The 18901-nt window shown below is 59.1% G+C and carries 18 protein-coding genes; 7 read left to right on the top strand and 11 right to left on the bottom strand.

Annotated elements, in window-relative coordinates:
* Positions 1–532: 532 nt before the first annotated feature.
* The 3 genes from PG892_RS01900 (at position 533) to PG892_RS01890 (ending at position 3865) form a co-directional block, all read left to right on the top strand.
* Positions 533–880 (top strand): hypothetical protein, encoded by a 348-nt coding sequence (locus PG892_RS01900; protein ID WP_210600807.1) that lies wholly within the window; start codon positions 533–535, stop codon positions 878–880.
* Between the two features lie 145 nt (positions 881–1025).
* Positions 1026–1982, top strand: a complete 957-nt coding sequence (locus PG892_RS01895; protein ID WP_216945060.1) for an alpha/beta hydrolase family protein — start codon at positions 1026–1028, stop codon at positions 1980–1982.
* A 431-nt stretch (positions 1983–2413) separates the two neighbouring features.
* Positions 2414–3865: an AAA family ATPase gene (locus PG892_RS01890; protein ID WP_210600805.1), complete on the top strand. Its 1452-nt coding sequence runs from the start codon at positions 2414–2416 to the stop codon at positions 3863–3865.
* Between the two features lie 80 nt (positions 3866–3945).
* Here PG892_RS01890 and cysC read toward each other — a convergent pair whose 3' ends face one another.
* The 5 genes from cysC to cysG form a co-directional block, all read right to left on the bottom strand.
* Positions 3946–4539, bottom strand: coding sequence for an adenylyl-sulfate kinase (gene cysC, locus PG892_RS01885; protein WP_210599736.1), 594 nt, complete (start codon positions 4537–4539; stop codon positions 3946–3948).
* A gap of 236 nt (positions 4540–4775) precedes the next feature.
* The gene (locus PG892_RS01880; RefSeq protein ID WP_128296049.1) at positions 4776–6500 is read right to left on the bottom strand and encodes an SLC13 family permease; all 1725 of its coding nucleotides are present in this window, start codon (positions 6498–6500) and stop codon (positions 4776–4778) included.
* 4 nt (positions 6501–6504) lie between these two features.
* Positions 6505–7932, bottom strand: coding sequence for a sulfate adenylyltransferase subunit CysN (cysN, locus tag PG892_RS01875; protein WP_113977598.1), 1428 nt, complete (start codon positions 7930–7932; stop codon positions 6505–6507).
* A gap of 24 nt (positions 7933–7956) precedes the next feature.
* Positions 7957–8925 carry a sulfate adenylyltransferase subunit CysD gene (cysD, locus tag PG892_RS01870; RefSeq protein WP_210599737.1) on the bottom strand — a complete coding sequence of 323 codons (969 nt, stop codon included), beginning with the start codon at positions 8923–8925 and terminating at the stop codon, positions 7957–7959.
* A 104-nt stretch (positions 8926–9029) separates the two neighbouring features.
* The gene (gene cysG / locus PG892_RS01865) at positions 9030–10454 is read right to left on the bottom strand and encodes a siroheme synthase CysG (protein WP_182956862.1); all 1425 of its coding nucleotides are present in this window, start codon (positions 10452–10454) and stop codon (positions 9030–9032) included.
* A gap of 197 nt (positions 10455–10651) precedes the next feature.
* Here cysG and PG892_RS01860 point away from each other — a divergent pair, with 197 nt between their 5' ends.
* Complete coding sequence (locus tag PG892_RS01860; RefSeq protein ID WP_029314806.1) at positions 10652–11575, top strand: SPFH domain-containing protein; 924 nt, start codon at positions 10652–10654, stop codon at positions 11573–11575.
* Positions 11572–12027, top strand: coding sequence for an NfeD family protein (locus PG892_RS01855; protein ID WP_010675601.1), 456 nt, complete (start codon positions 11572–11574; stop codon positions 12025–12027). The genes PG892_RS01860 and PG892_RS01855 overlap by 4 nt, the downstream gene beginning before the upstream one ends.
* A gap of 80 nt (positions 12028–12107) precedes the next feature.
* Here the strand turns inward: PG892_RS01855 and PG892_RS01850 are convergent, their stop codons facing one another.
* The 3 genes from PG892_RS01850 to PG892_RS01840 form a co-directional block, all read right to left on the bottom strand.
* Positions 12108–12353: a hypothetical protein gene (locus PG892_RS01850; protein WP_010675602.1), complete on the bottom strand. Its 246-nt coding sequence runs from the start codon at positions 12351–12353 to the stop codon at positions 12108–12110.
* A gap of 306 nt (positions 12354–12659) precedes the next feature.
* On the bottom strand, positions 12660–13709 hold the full coding sequence (locus PG892_RS01845; RefSeq protein ID WP_010675603.1) for an oxidoreductase: 1050 nt from the start codon (positions 13707–13709) through the stop codon (positions 12660–12662).
* Positions 13710–13811: 102 nt separating this feature from the next.
* Positions 13812–14975, bottom strand: a complete 1164-nt coding sequence (locus PG892_RS01840) for a multidrug effflux MFS transporter (RefSeq protein ID WP_210599738.1) — start codon at positions 14973–14975, stop codon at positions 13812–13814.
* Between the two features lie 234 nt (positions 14976–15209).
* Between PG892_RS01840 and rdgB the strand changes: the two genes are divergently transcribed.
* Together rdgB and hemW are read left to right on the top strand one after the other, a co-directional pair.
* Positions 15210–15806, top strand: coding sequence for an RdgB/HAM1 family non-canonical purine NTP pyrophosphatase (gene rdgB, locus PG892_RS01835; protein WP_210599739.1), 597 nt, complete (start codon positions 15210–15212; stop codon positions 15804–15806).
* A 132-nt stretch (positions 15807–15938) separates the two neighbouring features.
* Positions 15939–17084, top strand: coding sequence for a radical SAM family heme chaperone HemW (hemW, locus tag PG892_RS01830; RefSeq protein WP_210599740.1), 1146 nt, complete (start codon positions 15939–15941; stop codon positions 17082–17084).
* Positions 17085–17200: 116 nt separating this feature from the next.
* Here the strand turns inward: hemW and PG892_RS01825 are convergent, their stop codons facing one another.
* The 3 genes from PG892_RS01825 to zntR form a co-directional block, all read right to left on the bottom strand.
* Positions 17201–17419 (bottom strand): alternative ribosome-rescue factor A, encoded by a 219-nt coding sequence (locus PG892_RS01825; RefSeq protein ID WP_042016330.1) that lies wholly within the window; start codon positions 17417–17419, stop codon positions 17201–17203.
* Positions 17420–17526: 107 nt separating this feature from the next.
* Positions 17527–18063 (bottom strand): dihydrofolate reductase family protein, encoded by a 537-nt coding sequence (locus PG892_RS01820; protein ID WP_113068956.1) that lies wholly within the window; start codon positions 18061–18063, stop codon positions 17527–17529.
* Positions 18053–18490: a Zn(2+)-responsive transcriptional regulator gene (gene zntR / locus PG892_RS01815; RefSeq protein ID WP_041213891.1), complete on the bottom strand. Its 438-nt coding sequence runs from the start codon at positions 18488–18490 to the stop codon at positions 18053–18055. Before zntR ends, PG892_RS01820 begins: the two co-directional genes overlap by 11 nt.
* Positions 18491–18901: the final 411 nt, after the last annotated feature.

Raw genomic sequence — 18901 nt, 5'->3', positions numbered from 1 at the left:
ATCACCTCTTGTCGGAGTCAGCCATGAACCAGACCGGAGCCACAGGAAAAGTGCAGCAGGCTGGAGGCTGAAATTCAGGGGCGGTAGCGTGTTTTTTGCCGGTTGGTGCAGAGCGCAGCGGCGCCCAACAAACGAGCATGGTCACATGAACCAGAGTGGGATAAAGAGGGATGGGGTCGAACGGTAACTAAAAATAGGTGATGCAACCAAAGTCAGACTGGACTTCCAGCCACGTTGTATTGTTCCTGATGAGGTTGATGTCCCTCTCGGTTTTGGCGTTGAAATTCTATTTTCTGCTGCACACATGATCGATATTGAACGACCACCTCAAGAGTATATTGATTGGCAATGAGGTCAAAAGCCAGAGGGAACCTGGTCACGAAACGGATGCACAATCGATGGGTAAAAAGAAACTTTCATCGCTCGGTGTTTTCAGCCCCATTGACCTAAATGGTTATTTTTGTTGCCGCAGAGTTTAGCGGTTATATGTTATCAGCCCCTTGATGGGCATTACTATTCACAAGGACGTGTCATGAAAAAATCCTCTATTGGTGCTGTTTTTTTACTTAGTTCAAGTGCGCTAGCCAACCCATATAAAAGTGAATTTGTTGATGTGGCATTTCAAATACAAGAAGGAAAAAATACATTTCAACTGGTCTGTCAACCCAAGCTCACCATGGGGGAGCTGCCCAAAAAATGGGTTGATACGTGCAATCAGATTGGCAAGAAGTTTTTGGAGTTGGCTGTCGAAAGCGGAATAAAGGTCGACCCCATTGACAACGCGTTTGGTTTGGCTGGTGAACTTGCTCAAAAAATGTCGAGTGACTTGCCAGAGAATGTTGTCCCCACACAAATTATTAGCCGTGAATTTGGTGGTTAATCACTGATAACAGGGTGCGAGAACCAATAAAAGCCGGGCTGGGGCGGTTTTCACTACGCTTCCTCAGCCCTTTTTCCATTCAAGAGGAATGAAGGTTTCAGCACTTATTAACGTACTGCCTCTATCATGACTCTCAGGGAATAATATGCAAGTCCGCGCAATATCTTTACTCTTGCTCATTTTTTCCTGCTCGGTAAGCGCAACAGCGATCATGACTCGCACAGTTAGCAGAGATGATGGTTCGTTTATTTCCTATTATCTTGTCCAACATGCCCATGACACAGATACACTGCTGTTGATCCTGCAAGGCTCTGATTGCAATAGCGTGCTTAACATAGACTCCATACTCACCGAGTATAAAAATGTCTGGCCAGAAGCTGATGTGTTGCTAATCGAAAAGTACGGCATCAATCGCAAGTTAAAATACAGTACCGACCCGGCACGCAAGGACTGCCCTGCTCAATACCTTGAAAAGGACAATCCTGCGCAGCGAGTCGCGGATATCAACACTGTGCTCGATATCGTTCGAAAAGACGGGCAATACAAAAAGCTCATCCAATTGGGCGGCAGTGAAGGTGCCGTTATCGCCAACCTGGTGAGCGCAGATATTGACTCTATCGATGCCACCATCGCCTTTAATGGCGGTGGCCGCTGGTTTATCGATGACGTTTCACACAGCATCGAGGTAAAGCATAAAAACCCCGAAGCGGCGAGAAAAGAGGTCGATGACTTTAAAGAGTTTGCCGAGCATGTTCTTCACAGCAAACCCTTTGAGCTTGAGGTGAGCGGACATGGTTATCATTGGTGGCAGCAGATGCTCTCCCTCGATCAGCTTGATACCCTGCAAAACGTAAAATCTCCTTTGCTGATCGTTCAGGGAGGGAGAGACACGTCGGTATCACCGCAAAAAACAGATGAATTGTGGCAGCGCCTTAAAGACCTAGGGAAAAACAATATTGAATATCGGCGTTACGAAAAACTCGATCATGGATTGAAGGACAGTGACGGGAAAAACCTGCGTAAAGAGGTCGTTAGCGATATGAATATGTGGTTAAAGTCGAAGCTAGGTAACCCAACCAATAACCCAGCGTCAGCTGATTGAGGTAGGATGGAGCTGGCGGGTCAATCTCCGCTTTAGACTAACGACAAGCAGTTAATTAATTTACCTCTCGTCGGAGTTATCCATGAGCCAGACCGGAGCCATATCGCAGGGAAAGCGCAGCAAGCTAGAGGCTGGAATTCAGGGGCGGTAGCGTTGCCTGATGAAACCGGCACACGAGTGGCTACACGCTAGGTATTACTCAAAATGGTGATAGTCCTTATTTTATTATCTATGTTTTTCTCTGCGGAAAGGTATAGCGAAAAGAATAATCCAAGCGAGTAAGTCACTATATCAGAGATAGTCGAATAAGATTATAATTTAAATTAATACTTCTATTTATTGAGCAGAGTTTCATGGAAGGCTAGATTGTCAAATCCGTACCGCTTTCCATCTAATTACCAGTATATTCACATACAAACCAAGAGTTATATATGATACGAGATACTTTAGACATCGGTGAAGTAAGAGCTAATAACCTAAAAAGTATAAATATACTACTAGGGAGAAATGGTGCCGGTAAAAGTAGGTTTCTTCGAGCAATAGACCAATACTTTATGGGAAACAGTGAGTTTAACGTGAGGTATATAAGCCCAGAGCGCGCAGGTGTTTTCAAGCGAGATGGAAACATTATGACCAACATGGAAAGTGATCCAAACTGGATTGGCTATGCGCGAAGAATGAATCAAGCTGCTAACTTTAAGGCAGCTTCTGCAAACCTACTTAGGGAGGTTGAAACAGCATATTTAAGAAAACTGCAGGACAACCCTGAAATAAGGCTTAATCAAACTAAGAACTTTCGCACAGAGCGATTAGACTCTATTAACAGATTACTTTCAAATCTGGAAATTTGCCAGGAGGGCTCGAACTTTGTATTTAGAAATATTAATGGTGAAGAAGTTCAGCCAGATCAAATCAGTAGCGGAGAGTCTGAATCGGTTTCTCTCGCAGTCGAAATGATGTATTTCTTTGATAATCTTAAAGAAGAGAAGTTCAATCTACTATTATTGGATGAGCCTGATGTTCACTTGCACCCAGATCTCCAAGCCAGGCTAGCAACGTTTTTAATAAATTTAGTAGAAGGGCTAAATGAAGTAAGAAGAAAAAATGTGGCAGTTATTCTCGCAACTCATAGCACTCCCCTAATATGTTCTCTTTCTCAGTCAGAATACACATCAATTGGCACTAAAGAATTCAATTCAAATAATGTTTCATTTGTTGAAATAAGTAATCAACTAAAGAAAATCGCACCATTTTTCGGACATCCTCTGTCATTAAGTCTAAGTCAAGACGTCATGCTAATTCTTGAGGGGGAAGATGATGAAAGGGTATGGCAGCAAGCATCTCGAAGTTCACAAGGAAGATTAAAAATCTTTCCTGTCATTGCTAGCTCGGTGAACCAGCAAACGGAACTAGAGAAATTTACAGCAGATCTAATTGATAGTCTTTATGATGAACCAAAAGCATTTTCTCTTCGTGATGGCGATGGAGTTTCAGGACCACTGACCAATATCAAATCGGTGATTAGATATCGACTTCAATGTTATGCGATCGAGAACTTATTACTTTCAGACCAATGCCTTTCTGTATTAGGTAAAACTTGGGAAGAGTTTAAATACACTGCTACATCTTGGCTAAAAGAAAATGAAAAACACAAAGATAGCGAGAAGATTCAGGAATTAATAGACTCACCAACTCGGCTTGTAAATACTAAGATAAAAACAATCCGACAGTTAATCTGTGCTATTTGCGGAAGCGGAAAACCGTGGGAGGTTGTTGTTGGTCAGTCCATCGGCTCTCTTGACATTTCTAATCTTCCCGATGGAGATTTTGATCTTCCAAAACTTATTGGCCGAGATGCAACTCTCGCACTATTAGGTGAATAAACATAGTTAGAACGCAATAAGTAGGAGGGGGGAAATGCCCCCCCCTCCCTTATATCACTGCTCTGTATGAACAACCGACCTTAGTCAATCAACACCCGCAACCTTAGCGCAGTCAGCAACTCCTCCACCAGCGCATCCACCGGTTTACCGGCATTCAGCAGATGGATTTCCGGCTGCTCCGGTGCCTCGTAGGCCGAATCGATACCGGTAAAGTTGCGAATTTCCCCCGCTCGCGCCTTCTTGTAGAGCCCCTTGGGGTCGCGCTCTTCACAGACGGCGAGCGGCGCATCCACAAACACCTCGACAAACTCCCCTTCACCCACAAGATTGCGCACCAGTTGCCGCTCGGCACGGAACGGCGAGATAAAGGCAGTGAGCACGATAAGGCCCGCATCCACCATCAGTTTTGCCACTTCGCCGACCCGGCGGATATTCTCCTGGCGGGCGGCGTCATCGAAGCCGAGATCGCCACAGAGGCCGTGGCGCACATTGTCCCCATCCAGCAGATAGGTGTGCTTGCCCGAGGCGGCCAGCGCCTGCTCCAGCGCCCCCGCCAGGGTGGACTTGCCCGCCCCGGAGAGCCCGGTAAACCAGATCACCAGCGGCTTTTGCCCCTTCTGCTCGGCCCGGCTCTGTTTGTCGACGGCATGGGCATGCCACACGATATTGCTCATCCAACACTCCTTGATTGGCGCTCACGCCTCAAAACTTAAACTGTCCGGCACCACGGGGAGCCGCCTCGGACTATCAGCCGACAACGTGCTGATGCCATGGCATTGCTCATCCAACACTCCTTGATTGGCGCTCACGCCTGGATGCCAGTGCCCTGGCACTCCCCTGCATCATAAGCAGCCTTGATAAAAGCTGCGTTAACATAAGCAGCCCTTAACACATCCCCCGGTATCAGACCTTAAAACGGAAACAGCAGGGGTACCATGACGATCACCCCGATGCTGTAGGCCAGGGAGACCGGCAGGGCCAGCTTGAGATAATCCGGCATCTTGTAGTTGCCCGCCGCATAGACCATCAGGTTGGTCTGGTAGCCGTAGGGCAGGATAAAGCTGGAACTCGCCCCGAACAGCACCGCCAGAATGAACGGCATGGTGGAGACGTCCATGCTGAGCGCCAGCTGGAATCCCATGGGGAAGGCCAGGGCCGCCGCCGCGTTGTTGCTCATCAGCTCCGTCAGCACCAGGGTAAACAGATAGATCCCCACGAAGGCGATAAAGGGACTGGCCCCGTTGAACTCCCCCATCAGCCAGTCGGCGATGAGCTTGGCCAGACCGCTCTTCTCCAGCTGATCGGCGATGGCGAGGGCCCCGCCCACCACCAGCCAGATATCCAGCGGAAAGCGGCGGCGGATCTCGTCCAGGGTCAGGATGCGGGAGAAGAGCAGCACCACCAACATCACCAGCAGCCCCTTGAAGAGCGGCACCAGATCGAGCACCGACAGGGTCAGCACCCCGAGGAACCCCGCCACCACGGCGGCGCTGCGTGTGGCATCAAGCCGGGTGGAGGCCTCCAGCCCGCTCACCACCACGAACTCGCGGGAGAGGGACTTGTTGCTGGCAAACTTGGGGCCGGGGGCCAGCAGCAGGGTGTCCCCCGCATGCAATTCAATCTGGCCGAGGCCGCCGGTGAGCTGGGTCTCGCCCCGGCGCACCGCCAGCACCACCGCATCGAAGTGGGTGCGAAACTCCGCATCCTTGATGGTCTGACCCACCAGGCGCGAGCTGTGGCTGACGATCACCTCCACCAGGTGCTGGCCGTTGAGGCGGTGCTGGCCGTAGAGATCCAGCCCTTTGAGCTCCTGCAACACGCCGACGCTCTCCACGTCGCCACAGAACAGCAGCATGTCCCCCTCGTGCAGCTCGTGTTCCGGCTGCACCGGGCAGATCACCTGGTTGCCCCGGATGATCTCGGCGAGATAAAGGCTTTTCAGGCTGCGCAGGCCGTTCTCCTTGACGCTGCGCCCGGCCATCGGCGAGCCGGGGCCCACCTTGGCCTCGAGAAAATAGCCGGATTCCCGGCTCATCTCGGTGTCCTGCTCCGGCAGGTGGCGGGCAAACAGCAGCACGGCGATGAGGCCGGTCAGCAGGGTCCCTGCCCCCACCATAAAGAAGTCGAACATGCCGAGCGGCTTGGCCCCCATTTTGATGAGGAAGCTGTTGACGATGAGGTTGGTGGAGGTGCCGATCAGGGTCAGCACACCGCCAAAGGTCGCCGCGAAGCACATGGGCAACAGCAGCCGTGAGGGCGCATGGTTGGGGTTGCGCTTGACCGCCCCCAGCATGGACGCCACCACGGCGGTGTTGTTGACGAACGCCGACAGGAAGGCGGTGGAAAACCACACCTTCACCAGCACCTTGTTGAAGGAGCCGGTGCCCACCAGGTTGGCAAACCAGCTCATGACCCGGGTCTTCTCCACCGCGAGCGACACCAGCAGCAACAACACCAGGGTCAGCAGGGCGCTGTTGGTGTAGCCCGCCACCACGGCGTTGATGTCCGCCAGGCCACTCAGGTAGGTGATGAGCACGGCGCCCGAGAAGAGCAGCGCCGGCCGGAGTTTGCCCTGGATCAGCAGGGCGACGAGGGCAGCCAGCAGACCCAGCACCAGGGATTGTTGCCAGGTCATGGGCTTACTCCTTGCCGGAATCGTTGCTGATGGTCAGCGCCTGCCAGTGGGGGAAGTGCTTGCGCACCAGGGCGTTGAGCTCCACTTCGAACTCGCTGTATTGCCCTGCCATCACCTTGGCCGCCAGCCCTTCCACTATCATGCCGGCACCGACGGTGACGTTGGTCAGCCGGTCGATGAGGATGAAGCTGCCGGTGTCGCGGATCTCCTTGTAGGGGTCGAACGCCACCGGGTCGGTCAGGCTGAATTCGCACAGGCCGATCTCGTTGAGCTTGAGCTCGGAGGCGGGCAGCTCGTCCAGCTTGTTGATCTCGATGCGGTGGCGGATGGCCTCCACCTGGCCACGGCTCTTCTTGGTGGCCAGCTTGACGTCATAGACCCGGCCCGGTTGCAGGGACTCTTCCCCCATCCAGACGATGTGAGCCAGCACGTTCTGGGTCACCTGGGGCTTGTTCGCCGCGTCCACCAGCAGGTCGCCCCGGCTGATGTCGATCTCGTCCGCGAAGGTGACCGTGATGGCCTGACCCGGCAGGGCGTACTCCAGATCCCCGTCGAAGGTGACGATGCGGGTCACCGTGCTCTCTTTGCCGGACGGCAGCACGGCAAGCTTGTCGCCCACCCGCAGGATGCCGGAGGCGAGCGTGCCAGCGAAGCCGCGAAAATCGAGGTTGGGGCGGTTCACGTACTGCACCGGCAGGCGCACCGGATGGCGTTCCAGCTCGCGCTCCACTTCGGCAGACTCCAGCAAGGAGAGCAGGGTCTCGCCCTGATACCAGGCCAGCTTGTCGCTCGGGTTCACCACGTTGTCACCGTCCAGGGCCGAGACCGGCACGATGTGGATGGTGTCGACGCTGAGCTTCTTGGCGAATTCGCGGTACTCCAGGCTGATGCGATCGAACACCTCCTGGCTGAACTCCACCAGGTCCATCTTGTTCACTGCCACCACGAACTGCTTGATGCCGAGCAGGCTCGCGATAAAGCTGTGGCGGCGGGTCTGATCCAGCACCCCTTTGCGGGCGTCGATCAATATGATGGCCAGATCGCAGGTGGAGGCGCCGGTGGCCATGTTGCGGGTGTACTGCTCATGGCCCGGGGTGTCCGAGATGATGAATTTGCGCTTGGCGGTGGAGAAATAGCGGTAGGCCACGTCGATGGTGATGCCCTGCTCGCGCTCCGCCTGCAGGCCGTCCACCAGCAGGGCCAGGTCCAGCTTCTCGCCGGTGGTGCCGAGCTTCTGGCTGTCGGACTCCAGCGCTTTGAGCTGATCTTCATAGATCTGCTGGGAGTCGTGCAGCAGGCGGCCGATGAGGGTGCTCTTGCCGTCGTCCACGCTGCCGCAGGTGAGAAAACGCAGCAGGCTCTTGTGCTGCTGGGCGTGCAGGTAGGCTTCAATGCCCTGTTCGCTGATGGCGGTCTGAATGTGGTTGTTCATGATGCGATTCCTTAGAACATTTTTTTAGAAATAGCCCTGACGCTTCTTCTGCTCCATGGAGCCGGCCTGATCGTGGTCGATGAGCCGCCCTTGCCGCTCGCTCGAGGTGGTGATCAGCATCTCTTCGATGATCTCCGGCAGGGTGGTGGCATTGGATTCGATGGCCCCGGTCAGCGGGTAGCAGCCGAGGGTACGGAAGCGCACCAGCTCCTGCTTCACTTCGTCTTCCGGGCCGATGGGCATGCGCTCGTCATCCACCATGATCTTGATGCCGCCGCGATCCACCACGGGGCGTATGGCCGCGAAGTAGAGCGGGACTATGTCGATGTTCTCGAGATAGATGTATTGCCAGATGTCCAGCTCGGTCCAGTTGGAGAGCGGGAAGACACGGATGCTCTCCCCCTTGTTGACCTGGCTGTTGTAGACGCGCCACAGCTCCGGGCGCTGGTTCTTCGGATCCCAGCGGTGGGACTTGTCGCGGAAGGAGTAGACACGCTCCTTGGCGCGGGATTTCTCCTCGTCGCGACGGGCACCACCGAAGGCGGCATCGAAGCCGTATTTGTTGAGCGCCTGCTTGAGCCCCTCGGTCTTCATGATGTCGGTGTGCTTGCTGCTGCCGTGCACGAAGGGGTTGATGTCCATGGCCAGACCATCCGGGTTCTTGTGGACGATGAGATCCAGCCCGTACTTCTTGGCGGTCTCGTCCCGGAACTTGATCATCTCCTTGAACTTCCAGTTGGTGTCCACGTGGAGCAGGGGGAAGGGGATCTTGCCCGGGTAGAAGGCCTTGCGGGCCAGGTGCAGCATGACGGAGGAGTCCTTGCCGATGGAGTACATCATCACCGGGTTTTCAAATTCGGCGGCCACCTCGCGGATGATATGGATGCTCTCGGCTTCCAGTTGCTGCAGGTGAGTCAGTCGCTCGCGGGTGACACCTGCACGGATGCTCTGTGCATCGGATGGCTGCAGTTGGGTCAGTCTTTCACGGTCCATGTCTGGGTCCTCGGTTCATTGCTATCGCACCTGCTCGGGGCGCGGTGTTGGTTCAGTTCGGTGCCGCCTTGGCCGCACCGTCAAATCGATTCGGGTCTCGCCTCTCAGGTCAGGCTCACCAGCTTGAGCTCGTGGCCGCTTTCTGCCTCCTGCCCTTGCCCCTGTTCGCCAAACCAGGCGAGTTGCTGGCGCAGGGCCACCACTTCACCGATGACGATAAGCGACGGGCTCACCGCCTGCTGGGCCAGCTCGGCCAGATCCGCCAGGGTGCCGGTCAGCACCCGCTGACGGGCCGTGGTGCCCCGCTCGATGATGGCGATGGGGGTGGCGGCGCGTCGGCCATGGCTCACCAGTTGCTGCTGGATATGCTCGGAGCGCATCAGCCCCATGTAGATGACCAGGGTCTGGTTGGTGGCCGCAAGCTGCTGCCAGTCGGGCTCCTTGCCCTCCTTCTGGCAGTGGCCGGTGATGAAGACGGCGCTCTGGGCATGGTCGCGGTGGGTGAGCGGAATGCCCGCATAGGCGGTGGCACCGGCGGCGGCGGTGATGCCGGGCACCACGGAGAAGGGAATGCCCTCCTCGGCCAGCACTTCCAGCTCCTCGCCGCCACGGCCGAACATGAAGGGATCGCCCCCCTTGAGGCGCACCACCCGGTTGCCCGCTTTGGCGTATTCCACCAGCAGGCGGTTGGTCTCTTCCTGGGGCACGCTGTGGGCACCCGCCTTCTTGCCGACCGACACCAGGGTGGCATCGCGGCGCACCAGGTCCAGGATCTCGGGGGAGACCAGCTGGTCATAGAGCACCACTTCGGCCTGCTGGATCTGTTGCAGCGCCTTGAGGGTCAGCAGGCCAGGATCTCCCGGGCCCGCCCCCACCAGCACCACTTCCCCCACTTCGGTCTGGGCCTTGTCCAGCCCCTCATTGAGCCACTGCTCGGCCCCTTGCCAATCGGCTTTCTCAATCAGACCGGCCAGGGTGTTGGAGGCAAAGGCGCGCTCCCAGAAGCGGCGGCGATCGGAGAGGGAGGCCAGCACCTGCTTGGCCCGGCGGCGCACCCGGCCGGAGAGCTCCGCCAGACCGCCGAGGTGGCGGGGCAGCAGGCTCTCGAGCCGCTCGCGCAACAGACGCACCAGCACGGGGGCCTTGCCGCCGCTGGAGACGGCCACCACGATGGGGCTGCGATCGATGATGGAGGGGAAGATAAAGCTGGAGCGCTCGGGGTCATCCACCAGGTTGACGAACAGACCGCGCTCGGTGGCGCTCTGGTAGACCAGGGCATTGACCTCGAGATCGTCGGTCGCGGCCACCACCAGGATCTGCCCTGCCAGGTGGGCCGGGTCGAAACGCGCCGCCACATGGGTGAAGCGACCGGCAAATTCATGGAACTCGGGCTCGATCGCGGGAGAGACCAGGGTGATCCGGGCACCTGCCGCCAGCAGCAGGCGCGCCTTGCGCAGGGCAACCTCGCCCCCGCCCACCAGCAGTACCGGGCGGCCTTCCAACCTGGCAAACATAGGTAAATAATCCATCAGGGCCCGCTCCTCGGCATCGCGACATCTGGGGCGACTATAGGCAGGAGCGCTTATCCCTCAAAATAATAAAAAATGCTCTTTAATGCGTTTTGGTAATTAGTAAAGCCGTGTGGCGGCAATAAAGAAGCGAATCTGCTTGTGGTGGATGGCACCAGACCCTAGGCTAGTGAAAGTGTTTCATAAGGAGCTTAATCATGAATGAGTCATTGATTGTATTGGGGATCTTCATATTCCTGGTACTCGCCACCCTGAGTGCCGGCATCAAGATAGTGCCCCAGGGTTACAACTGGACCGTGGAGCGCTTCGGCCGCTACACCCGCACCCTCTCCCCTGGCCTCAACCTGCTGATCCCCTACATCGACCGCATCGGCCACAAGATCATCATGATGGAGCAGGTGCTGGACATCCCGGCCCAGGAGGTGATCTCCCGGGACAACGCCAACGTCACCATCGACGCCATCAGCTTCGTGCAGGTGGTGGATGCCCGCAAGGCGGGCTACGAGGTCAATGATCTCACCAGTGCCATCCGCAATCTCACCATGACCAACATGCGGACCGTGCTCGGCGCCATGGAGCTGGACGAGATGCTCTCCCAGCGCGACACCATCAACGAGAAGCTGCTGCGCACCATGGATGCCGCCACCGCCCCCTGGGGCATCAAGGTGACCCGGATCGAGATCAAGGATGTGCGCCCGCCCCTCGCCCTGGTGGAAGCCATGAACGCCCAGATGAAGGCCGAGCGCCAGAAGCGGGCCGAGGTACTGGAGGCCGAAGGGGTGCGCCAGTCCAAGATCTTGAAGGCCGAGGGGGAGAAGCAGTCCCAGATCCTGAAAGCCGAGGGTGAGCGTCAGGCCGCCTTCCTCGCCGCTGAAGCGCGGGAGCGGGCCGCCGAGGCGGAAGCCAAAGCGACCCACATGGTCTCCCAGGCGATCGCCGAGGGCGACATGCAGGCCATCAACTACTTTGTGGCCCAGAAATACACCGAGGCCCTGGCCCGCATCGGTGAAGGCCCCAACAGCAAGATCATCATGATGCCCCTGGAAGCGGGCAGCCTGATAGGCTCGGTGGCGGGCATGGCCGAGCTGTTCAACAAAGACGGCAAGGCGGGCAAATCATGACAGCCCTGTTCGAGGGGCTGACCCACTGGCACTGGCTGGGGCTCGGCTTCGTGCTGCTGGCCATCGAGGTGATGGGGTCGGTGGGCTTTCTGCTCTGGACCGGCATCGCCGCCCTGGAGGTGGGACTCTTGCTGCTGGTCTGGCCCTTCGGCTGGCAGGCGCAGTTGCTGCTCTTCGCCCTGCAATCCCTGCTCACCACCTGGGCCTGGTGGCGCTGGCAGCATCGCCGGGATCGCTCCGGGCTGGATGCCGCCGCTCCCATCAACGAGCGGATGCAAAGCTACATGGGCCGCGAGCTGACCCTGCTGGACGAGGTCAGCCAGGGAATGAGCCGGGTGCATCTGGACGACACCGTCTGGACGGTGCGCTGCAACGCGCCGCTGCCGGCCGGCAGCCGGGTCAAGGTGGTGGGGGCCGACTCCCACATCCTGCTGGTGGAACCCCTCGGCTGACCGGGCAACGCCCCGTCATGGCCATAAAAAAACGGGCCCGGCGCGAGTGCGCCGGGCCCGTTTTTCAATGAGGTGCTGGCTTAGTTGGCCTTGGCATCGCTCACGGCAGCTTCAGCCTTGGTGGCCACGTCAGCGGCAGCCTTCTCGACAGTAGCGGAAGCTTCGGAAGCAGCCTTCTCGACGGTAGCAGACGCTTCGCTAGCGGCTTTCTCGACAGTGGCAGCAACGTCTGCGGCCGGGGTCGCAGCCGGAGCGGCAGCTTCTTCTTTCTGACCACAGGCGGTCAACATCAGACCCAGGATACCGGCTACCAGTACTTTGTTCATGTGCATACCCTCAAAAAAAGATGGAGAGATGGTGCAGGGACCATCACTGTACGCCCCGGCTCCTGTCGGCACACCGGCCGCTGGAGCCCGAAGGCGCGCGAAATATATCCCCATATGCGGCCGATGAAAACGCGTATCACAATGATATTTTCTCGTTGGCATGATAAGAAACACTGCTGCAACGACAAATATTAATATAAAACACCCATTCACCACCAAATTCGCACAACAAATCGCCAATTACCTGGCGATTGCCAGTCAGCCATTGTCTTTCTGTCAGGCTCTCGGCGCTGCCGGATTACGCCGTCAGTCAGACAGCTTCTGACAAGGCAGGCGCCGCCCCTGCTGGTCGCTCTCCCGGGCCAGGTCCAGCAAGGCCATCACCGCCAGGGCCTCGTCGGCCGGCACCGGGTTCTCCCCTTCTCCCCGGATGGCGGCGCAGACACCGCGATAGTAGGCGCCGTAGTCCCCCGCTTCGCCAGCCACGGTCTGCTGCAGGAGCTGACCGTCCCGGATCTGGCTGAGCTGGCCGGGGGCGGGATCCACGCCCCAGTCCGCCGCCGGAGGCCGCTTGCCCTCCTTGAGCTGCTCTTCCTGCACGTCCATGCCGAACTTGATGAAGGAGCCCTGACTGCCGTGCACCACGAAGCGGGGCATCACGGCCGACACCAGACAACTGCCGTGCAGAATGACCCGCATCTCGCCGTAACCCAGCACCACATGGAAGTAGTCGTCCGCCAGGGCCCCGGGGCGCTGCTTGCCCAGATCTGCCTGCAACCAGTCCGGCTGGCCGAACAGCTGGAGCGACTGATCCAGGATATGGGGGCCGAGATCGAACCAGAGACCGGAGCCCGGGCCGCCCGCCTCGCGCCAGCGCTGGCGCACCTCGGGGCGATAACGGTCGAAGTGGGATTCGAACTGGGCGACTTGCCCCAACGCCCCCTCCGCCAGCAGACGGCGCACCGTGAGGAAGTCCCCGTCCCAGCGCCGGTTGTGGAAGATGCTGAGCAGCCGTTGCTGCTTCTCCGCCAACTCGACCAGCGCCTTCGCTTCGGCCAGATCCAGGGCGAACGGCTTGTCGATCACCACGTGCTTGCCCGCCAGCAGGGCCTCGCGAGCGATGGGGGCGTGGGTGTCGTTGGGGGTGGCGATCACCACCAGATCGAGGCTGTCATCGGCCAGCACCTGCTCCAGGGTGCCGACCCGGGTGCCGGGCAACGCGGCCTGTACCTTGGCGGCATCCCGGCTCACCACCCAGCGCAGGGTCAGGCCCGGGGTCGTGGCCAGGAAGGGGGCGTGAAAGGTCTGTCCTGCGAAGCCGTATCCCACCAGGGCGGCGTTGATTGTGTGGCTCATCCGGTTTTCTCCACGGGTCTGTGATCATGCGAGGCAGGCGGGTCGCCTGAAAAAGAGAAGGGGGCTCAAGGCCCCCTGAGTGTGCTCATCAGAGCACAGGATTTATTGCAAACACAAGCGCCGGCCCTGGCGGGTCATCAGCATCACCAGCGGGGGCAGCAGCAGCCACATGTGCAGGGCCAGCTGGCTCAGGGGATCCGGCATCAGCCAACCGGTGATCCCCACCAGGGCGCCGGAGCCGCTCATCTGGAACAGGCCGAGCAGCGCGGCCGCAGTGCCGGCGCAGTGGCCGAAGGGGGCCAGCGCCATACCGGCGGCGGCGCCCAGGATCATCGCAAAGCCGATGCTGGAGAGGAACACCGGGCCCATCATGGCCAGCGGGTGCGGGATGTGCATGGCCAGGGTCAGGGTGATGGCGGAGAGCAGCACCACCAGCAGGCCGATGCGCAGAGTCCGTCTTGGCCCTACCCGAGCGATGAAGCGCGGGGCCAGGAAGCAGGCCAGGATGTTGAGGGCCGCATTGGCGGTGAACCAGTGACTGAAGCCACTCATGTCCAGCCCCAGGGTCACCATCAGTTGTACCGGCGCCGCCGTCACGTAGGCGAGGATCACCGCCATCGCGAGCATGCAGAGGGAGGCGTTGAACAGGAAGCTCGGGGAGCGCAGCACCGGGCTGTAGCGGGACCAGCTGATGAGCGGGCCAGCACTGCTGGTCTCCTCAGGGCGGGTTTCCGGCATCCGCCACAGCAGCCAGCTACCGACCACCACGGCGTAACCCGCCATAAACCAGAAGTTCGCCGACCAGCCCGCCTTGGCGGTGAGCCAGCCACCCAGCAGGGGCGCCAGTGCGGGGATGAAGCAGATGGCACCGTTCAGATAGGAGATCATCTGACCGCTCTTCTTGGGGCCATAGCTGTCACGGACCACCGAGAAGGCGGCCACCGAGGTGGCGCAGGCCCCGAAGCCTTGCAGCACCCGCGCCAGCATCAGCTCGCCCAGGCTGGCAGCAAAGCCGGCTGCCAGGGCGCTCAGGCCATAGAGCAGCACGCCCCCCAGGGCGATGGGTTTACGCCCGTAGCGATCGGCGAGCGGCCCCACCAGCAGTTGCCCCAGCCCCATGCTGAACAGGAACCAGGTAATGGTGCCCTGCATCAGGGTCACTTCGGCCCCCAGCTGCTCGGCCATCTGGGGAATGGCAGGCAGATAGATGTCGATGGCCAGCGGGCTGAACAACACCAGGAGTACAAGCAAAAGAATCAATGGCATCAGTCACCTCAAGCCCTAGGAATATCGATTGGGCCGCGAGTCTACTGACTCAGAGTAATGAATTGAAATGGTATTTAATCACTTCGGTTATTCCCCACTGGAAACATGTATCTCTTCTACTTCTCAGGGGGTGGAACCAGGATCCCCCGTTGGCACCGGATCCCGGGCAATTGGCGCTTTTACTAAACCCCTCCCCCGCATAGAATGCGCAGATTATTTTTGCGGAGGTGTGTGATGAACAAGCTTGTCCTGGCAACAGGGAACCAGAAAAAGGTGAAGGAATTGGCCGCCATGCTGGCCGATATGAAGATCCAGGTGATCCCGCAGAGCGAGTTTGCAGTCTCCGATGCCGACGAGACCGGCACCACCTTCGTCGAGAATGCCATCATCAAGGCCCGCCACGCCGCCCGCGTCACCGGCCTGCCCGCCGTGGCCGACGACTCCGGTCTGGAAGTGGATCTGCTGCACGGCCGCCCCGGCGTCTACTCCGCCCGTTTTGCCGGTGCCGGTGCCAGCGACAAGGAGAACATCGACAAGCTGCTGGCCGAGCTCAAGGGCGCGCCGGATTACCTGAAAAGCGCCCGCTTCTGGTGCGTGCTGGTCTACATGCGCCACGCCGACGATCCCACCCCCATTATCTGCCAGGCCAGCTGGGAGGGGATGATCATCGACGAACCCCGCGGCCAGCACGGCTTCGGCTACGACCCCGTGTTCTTCGTCTCCGACCACGACTGCACCTCGGCCCAGATGCCGGCGGAACTCAAGAACCAGCTCAGCCACCGTGGCCAGGCCCTGGCCAAGCTCAAAGCGGCCCTGGCGGCAGTCAACTAAAGCGCTGTCTCCCGCCGCGTTGTCATCTACAATGGGGGCCGTCGGCCCCCGTTTCGTTCGCGGCGCCCCGCCCGTTGTCACCGGCAACCAGGGCCACCCGACCCCTTTTGATTGTTGAATACTGGAAATCCCATGCTGCAACTGCCGCCCCTCTCCCTCTATATCCACGTGCCCTGGTGCGTCCAGAAGTGCCCCTACTGCGACTTCAACTCCCACGCCCAGAAGGGGGAGCTGCCCCACCTCGAGTACGTGGCGGCCCTGCTGGAGGATCTGGAGCAGGATCTGCACTGGGCCCAGGGGCGCCCCCTCTCCTCCATCTTTATCGGTGGCGGCACGCCGAGCCTGCTCTCCGTCGACGCCATGCAGGCGCTGCTGGACGGGGTGCGCGCACGCATCGCACTGACCCCGGACTGCGAGATCACCATGGAGGCCAACCCGGGCACGGTGGAGGCGGACAAGTTCGCCGGCTTCCAGCGGGCCGGTATCAACCGCATCTCCATCGGGGTACAGAGCTTCCAGCAGGAGAAATTGACCCGGCTCGGCCGCATCCACGGCCCCGAGGAGGCGCGCAAGGCCGCCGAACTGGCCCACGCCATCGCGCTTCCCACTTTCAACCTGGATCTGATGCACGGCCTGCCGGATCAGAGCCTGGACGATGCGCTCTACGACCTGCAGCAGGCCATCGACTGCGCGCCGCCGCACCTCTCCTGGTATCAGCTCACCATAGAGCCGAACACGGCATTCGCCTCCAAGCCCCCCACATTGCCGGAAGATGACACCCTGTGGGACATCTACGAGCAGGGCCACGCCATGCTGACCGCCCAGGGCTATCAGCAGTACGAGATCTCGGCCTATGCCAAAGAGGGGTATCAGTGCCGCCACAACCTCAACTACTGGCGCTTTGGCGACTATCTGGGGATCGGCTGCGGCGCCCACGGCAAGGTGACGGATCTCGCGAGCCAGCAGATCCTGCGCACCGCCAAGGTGAAGCATCCGAAAGGTTATCTGGATCCGAGCCGCCCCTATCTGGACAACCAATGGCAGGTGAGTGCGGACGATCTGCCGCTCGAGTACTTCATGAACCGGTTCAGGTTGTTTGAACCCGCCCCCAAGGCGGAGTTCGAGGCCTTCACGGGGCTACCGCTGGAGCGGGTAGAGACCATGCTCGCCATCGCCCGGACCAAGGAGCTGATCGAGGATCTTGGCGACAGCTGGCAGCTCACGTCCCTCGGGCATCGCTACCTCAACGTGCTGCTCGAACTCTTTATGGACGAGTGAGCACGGGTTCACTCTCTTGCGTCAAGACCGCAAGTCAGCACCAGCGAATAGAAAAACAATCAGGGCGCCATTGGCGCCCTGATTGTGTTAACTGATGCCTTGCGGCAGAAACCCGCTCAGCAGCAGACGCTTACCATCTGCTGTTGGCCGGGCTCCCACCGCTTGCCGTGCTTGGCCTTGCGCTGATAGCTGCCCTTGCCCTTCTTGCTCGGCTCGACCCGGGCCTGGAACAGGGGGGAGGTCACCAGTGCCTTGAGGTGGTTGTCCTGAATGATGCCGCGCTGATGTTCGCAGGCGGGTTCGGCGGTGACACAGGTCACCTTCTTCTTGGCCATATGGGCTCCTTGATGGGGTTGTCGTGTTTGCCTGTCGTCCCTGTCTGGAAGGGCAGATGGCGAAAAACGCGCCGATTGTGCACCTCTTGCCTCCCCCGTGCAAGCTGTCAGGCGGGGTGATAGATAACCCGCACCAGGCCGCTTGGCAGCACGGCGCTCGACACCGGTCTCAGCGCGCCGGGCAGGGATCCTGCAAAGAGCGGCACCCCGCGTCCCAAAGTGACCGGCACCCAGAACAGGGTCAGCTCGTCCACCAGGGCCCCCTGCAGACCCTGCCTCACCAGCTCCCCGCCATCCAGATAGAGGTGACGGCTTCCCCCCTGCCACAACTCGTCCAGCACCTGCGCCAGCGCCCCCTGCCGAAAGGAGACCCGAGGACGGGGGTCGGCGGGCCTGTGGGTCAGTACCACCAGCGGCTTGTCCCCGTAGGGCCACTCGGGAAAGGCGCTCACGATATCGTAGGTGTTGCGCCCCATCAGCAGGGTGTCCGCGCTCGCCATCAGGGCACTGTAGCCGGTCTCCTCCGGCCCGTCGCCACCATAGGGGGCCAGCCATGCCAGATCGCCCCCCTCCCCGGCGATGAAACCGTCGAGGGAGAGGGCGAGAAAGGCGGAGACCCGGGGCCGGCGCAGCTCAGTGCTCATGGTCGTGGTGCTCGTGGCGGGAAGGGGCGCCGGACTCCAGGGTCTCGAGGATGGCGCAATGCTCCGCCGAGCGCGGGCCGCCGCAGCAGATGTCGGAGAGAGCCTTCAGGTTCTCGCGAAAACGGGTCAGCTCCAGGAGCTTCTGCTCCACCTGTTCGAGCTTGGTGTCGGCCACCGCCTTCACCTCCTGGCAGGTGACCTTGGCCTTGTTGGTGTCCAGGGTGAGCAGCTCGCCGATGTCCGCGAGGGAAAAGCCCACCGACTTGGCGCGGATGATGAACTCCAGCCGCCGCCTGTCCTGCTCCCCGTAGAGGCGATAACCGGATTCGTTGCGAATGCCCGGCGAGATGAGGCCGTTCTTCTCGTAAAAGCGCAGGGTGTCGGCCTTCACCCCGCACGCCTTGGCCAGTTCACCGATCCGATACATGGTCCTCTCCCCCGCATGACATTCCCGACATGGTACTCAATATAAACCGGCCTCCACTATCACCTCTTTGCCCGGCGATTGCCAGTCAAAGGCAGGAAAGCAGCAGCTAAGCCCTCACTTGCCGGCCATTTATCCCCAAAACACTGAAAAGACAAACGTTTCACAAAAATTCACCAGAAAACGTTTAACGCCGCATCCCACAAGGGTTTGTCTCTTTAAAAAATCCACCACAGGTCACATTTTTTGTGTAGAATACGCGCCCACAAGAGAGCGTCGCGTCAAGCGGGCATTTCCTAAAACGCTTTTGCCAACGGCCGCCCCGGGCGAGAGTGGTTTGCGAAATCCCCCACTTCCATTTATTTGGGGACTCTCTGTGTGTTGAGCCTCGCCTCCCATGGAACGGTCCCCGTT

This window comes from Aeromonas sp. QDB68 (assembly GCF_027707405.1).
GTDB classification, from domain to species: Bacteria; Pseudomonadota; Gammaproteobacteria; order Enterobacterales; family Aeromonadaceae; genus Aeromonas; species Aeromonas caviae.
This window is presented reverse-complemented; position numbering and strand designations above follow the sequence as displayed.

Bases quoted from the DNA above. Each gene is read 5' to 3' on its own strand.
- PG892_RS01900 (WP_210600807.1), top strand. From the start codon at position 533: ATGAAAAAATCCTCTATTGGTGCTGTTTTTTTACTTAGTTCAAGTGCG.
- PG892_RS01895 (WP_216945060.1), top strand. From the start codon at position 1,026: ATGCAAGTCCGCGCAATATCTTTACTCTTGCTCATTTTTTCCTGCTCG.
- PG892_RS01890 (WP_210600805.1), top strand. From the start codon at position 2,414: ATGATACGAGATACTTTAGACATCGGTGAAGTAAGAGCTAATAACCTA.
- cysC (WP_210599736.1), bottom strand. From the start codon at position 4,539: ATGAGCAATATCGTGTGGCATGCCCATGCCGTCGACAAACAGAGCCGG.
- PG892_RS01880 (WP_128296049.1), bottom strand. From the start codon at position 6,500: ATGACCTGGCAACAATCCCTGGTGCTGGGTCTGCTGGCTGCCCTCGTC.
- cysN (WP_113977598.1), bottom strand. From the start codon at position 7,932: ATGAACAACCACATTCAGACCGCCATCAGCGAACAGGGCATTGAAGCC.
- cysD (WP_210599737.1), bottom strand. From the start codon at position 8,925: ATGGACCGTGAAAGACTGACCCAACTGCAGCCATCCGATGCACAGAGC.
- cysG (WP_182956862.1), bottom strand. From the start codon at position 10,454: ATGGATTATTTACCTATGTTTGCCAGGTTGGAAGGCCGCCCGGTACTG.
- PG892_RS01860 (WP_029314806.1), top strand. From the start codon at position 10,652: ATGAATGAGTCATTGATTGTATTGGGGATCTTCATATTCCTGGTACTC.
- PG892_RS01855 (WP_010675601.1), top strand. From the start codon at position 11,572: ATGACAGCCCTGTTCGAGGGGCTGACCCACTGGCACTGGCTGGGGCTC.
- PG892_RS01850 (WP_010675602.1), bottom strand. From the start codon at position 12,353: ATGAACAAAGTACTGGTAGCCGGTATCCTGGGTCTGATGTTGACCGCC.
- PG892_RS01845 (WP_010675603.1), bottom strand. From the start codon at position 13,709: ATGAGCCACACAATCAACGCCGCCCTGGTGGGATACGGCTTCGCAGGA.
- PG892_RS01840 (WP_210599738.1), bottom strand. From the start codon at position 14,975: ATGCCATTGATTCTTTTGCTTGTACTCCTGGTGTTGTTCAGCCCGCTG.
- rdgB (WP_210599739.1), top strand. From the start codon at position 15,210: ATGAACAAGCTTGTCCTGGCAACAGGGAACCAGAAAAAGGTGAAGGAA.
- hemW (WP_210599740.1), top strand. From the start codon at position 15,939: ATGCTGCAACTGCCGCCCCTCTCCCTCTATATCCACGTGCCCTGGTGC.
- PG892_RS01825 (WP_042016330.1), bottom strand. From the start codon at position 17,419: ATGGCCAAGAAGAAGGTGACCTGTGTCACCGCCGAACCCGCCTGCGAA.
- PG892_RS01820 (WP_113068956.1), bottom strand. From the start codon at position 18,063: ATGAGCACTGAGCTGCGCCGGCCCCGGGTCTCCGCCTTTCTCGCCCTC.
- zntR (WP_041213891.1), bottom strand. From the start codon at position 18,490: ATGTATCGGATCGGTGAACTGGCCAAGGCGTGCGGGGTGAAGGCCGAC.